4 protein-coding genes are annotated in these 2,594 nt (G+C 38.9%); 1 reads left to right on the top strand and 3 read right to left on the bottom strand.

Features of this window, described 5'->3' with window-relative positions:
* The first annotated feature begins 328 nt into the window (after window positions 1-328).
* On the top strand, window positions 329-484 hold the full coding sequence (locus tag H7254_RS08495) for a hypothetical protein (protein WP_301932562.1): 156 nt from the start codon (window positions 329-331) through the stop codon (window positions 482-484).
* A 110-nt stretch (window positions 485-594) separates the two neighbouring features.
* Here H7254_RS08495 and H7254_RS08490 read toward each other — a convergent pair whose 3' ends face one another.
* From H7254_RS08490 to H7254_RS08480, 3 genes are all read right to left on the bottom strand, one after another.
* Window positions 595-1,098, bottom strand: coding sequence for an SRPBCC domain-containing protein (locus tag H7254_RS08490; protein WP_301932561.1), 504 nt, complete (start codon window positions 1,096-1,098; stop codon window positions 595-597).
* Window positions 1,099-1,103: 5 nt separating this feature from the next.
* On the bottom strand, window positions 1,104-1,415 hold the full coding sequence (locus H7254_RS08485) for a helix-turn-helix transcriptional regulator (protein WP_301932560.1): 312 nt from the start codon (window positions 1,413-1,415) through the stop codon (window positions 1,104-1,106).
* A 61-nt stretch (window positions 1,416-1,476) separates the two neighbouring features.
* On the bottom strand, window positions 1,477-2,070 hold the full coding sequence (locus H7254_RS08480) for a dihydrofolate reductase family protein (RefSeq protein ID WP_301932559.1): 594 nt from the start codon (window positions 2,068-2,070) through the stop codon (window positions 1,477-1,479).
* Window positions 2,071-2,594: the final 524 nt, after the last annotated feature.

Here is a 2,594-nt window from a genome sequence, read left to right as displayed (position 1 = left end):
TAAAAGCTAATGTTGAGCCCCGTACCATGGAGCAACAGAAATATAAATGGAGAAGATAACTTAGGTCACCCTGGCGCAGGAATTTTAAAAAAATAATAAACAAATAAAAGGCACAGACACCGCAAATAAGGCCTGGCAATAAGCGACGACCTTCCTGTACCGGGCTGTTACGCACACTACAATTAGTTAGAGCTTATGGAAATGAATAGGTGAGTAAATCATTTGTACGTGCGATTCTTGAAATTGTGGGCGATCATTCAAAAAATAGAATTCTGCTGCTACTTGCAAAACATAAACAAGAAAACCATATTTATGCAATTAAGATAGCATGGGCAAAGAATCTAAGTTCTCATTTGATGGAGCCTGCCTGGCAATTCTTCCGGTACAGGAAGGGATAGTGCTCAAAGGCCACGTATCATTTCTGCGCCTGGAGGGTAGAACACAGCCTGGGAAAAAATTCATCCAGGCTCAACTTATCAGCTAAATAAAAATCTCCTTTATTCATTTGTTTATAGCAAATCAGTCCATTTCTTCTTTTATAATTTGTTCCGTATCATTTTTACAACGGGTAGAATAAACAAAAATATTTTCTTTCTACTGTCGTTGCGATAAAGTTGTCAAGATATTTTCCAGGTAGTTTAACGTCATAGTAAATCCTCCTTCGAAGCCCATTTCAATCATCTGCTCTAACCGGTTAAGTGAATCATTTTTAATGGTAATGCTAACTTTTGTTGTTCCGTTTTTTTCGCTGAAATTCAAATCCCAATCAGAACCTGGCAATTCAGGGTTTTCATCTTTGTCTGCAAAAGCATTCGACATTTTGAAATTGGTTGTTGGGCTAATGGAAGTAAATTTTTGAATGGACCAATGCTCTTGTCCCTCCGGGCTTACCATAGCATAAAATCTCCGGCCGCCAACTTCGAAATTCATAAATTTTGTTTTTGATGCCCAGGGTTTAGGCGCCCACCATTGATCAAGAATTTCTTGTTTGGTAAAGGCATCCCACACCAGCGAAAGACCGGCAGCAAATTCTCTGTTTACGAATACCGTTTTTGTTATTTTGTCAACGGTAAAATCAAATAGCAAATTGTTTTTCATTTGTTCTATTTTTTAATTGTTGATAATACTTTGTCAAGTTGATTAAATCGTGTTTCCCAAATTTTTCTGAATTGGTTTAACCATTTATCAATCTCTTTCATTTTTTCAATTTCAAGAGAGTAGTAAATTTCCCTGCCTTGTTGCTCTTGTTTTACCAGTTTGCATTCTGTAAGTATGCGCAGGTGTTTCGAAACAGCTTGCCTGGTAGTGTTGAAGTTATCAGCAATAGCGTTCGGTGTCATTGCCTGCAATGCAATTAAGGCAATAATTGCCCGCCTTGTCGGGTCGGCTATTGCCTGAAAGATATCTCGTCTCATAATTAATAGGGTCTATAGTGTAGTGTCGTGAAGTTATTGTATATATTTATTTTATTGGTCTTTAAGCTCCGATAGTACCTGTCTTTACTTGTCCAGCCCGCTTGTAATTGGCGATAATAACTCCACCCGGTGTAACAGAACTCTCTGTTAATGTAAATGCTGCAGCAATGGTGCCACCGTCAAACAACTTTTTTCCTTTGCCTAGAGTCAACGGGTAAATATTGAGCCAGAGTTCGTCCACTAAATCATGCTTCAGTAGAAATTGTGTGAGTTCACCACTGCCCCAGACTTTAATGTCAGAACCTTTTGAATTTTTGAGGTTTTCGATATCTGCCAGGCTATTGAGGAAGACTGAGTTTTTCCAATCTGACTTTTTCATGGTTCTGGACAGGACATATTTAGTAACATCATTGATACCGGGCCAGCTGTCTGCACGTTCAGGCCAGTAGCTGGCAAAAATATCAAATGTTTTTCTGCCAAGGAGAAGATCTGCAGGTTCCATCTGTTTTTGCTCCATCTTGCCACCAACTTCGTGACTATAAGGTGCAACCCACCCGCCATATTTGAAACCGCCTGATGTATCTTCCTCCGGCCCGCCGGGTGCCTGCATTACCCCATCTAATGTAATAAATGATAAGACGATAATTTTTCTCATGTTTACGTTTTTTATTTATGAAACTAATCGGTTGCAAATATATGTGCAACTTTTCGGTTTCGCAATTTTTTTTCAGAGAGAAGGAAGTCAGTTGGATTGTTAGCCTGGAGGATCGTCATAAAATTACTGGTAACGGTAAGTATTGCTGGTGGTTAGGAATTTAATATTCGTTCGCCGGATGTAAATCAGGCGGACGAATCAGGCGTAGCAATGAGCGATGGCCCACCCGTAACGGGTGTGGGTTACCCCTGCCGCCACGCCGATTTAAACGTAAAAGTGAATGGGAATGCGGAATGGGGAATGGGGAATGCGGATCGGTATTGCCGGTATTTCCAGTCTTATTTGATATGCGGAAGTTTGCTCAAAACTTGCGTTTTTCCAATTAATCATACATTATTTAATATTTTATACGAAAGTTTAACTTTCGTATATTTATAACCCGTTTATATATAATTTTAGTAATTAAAAACTTATGCGGTTTTAACATTTTTCAGAAAAATGAACATTCGCATATAATTACGTTG

Origin of the sequence: Ferruginibacter sp., from assembly GCF_014377975.1 — a bacterium.
In the GTDB taxonomy this organism is placed as follows: Bacteria; Bacteroidota; Bacteroidia; order Chitinophagales; family Chitinophagaceae; genus Ferruginibacter.
This window is presented reverse-complemented; position numbering and strand designations above follow the sequence as displayed.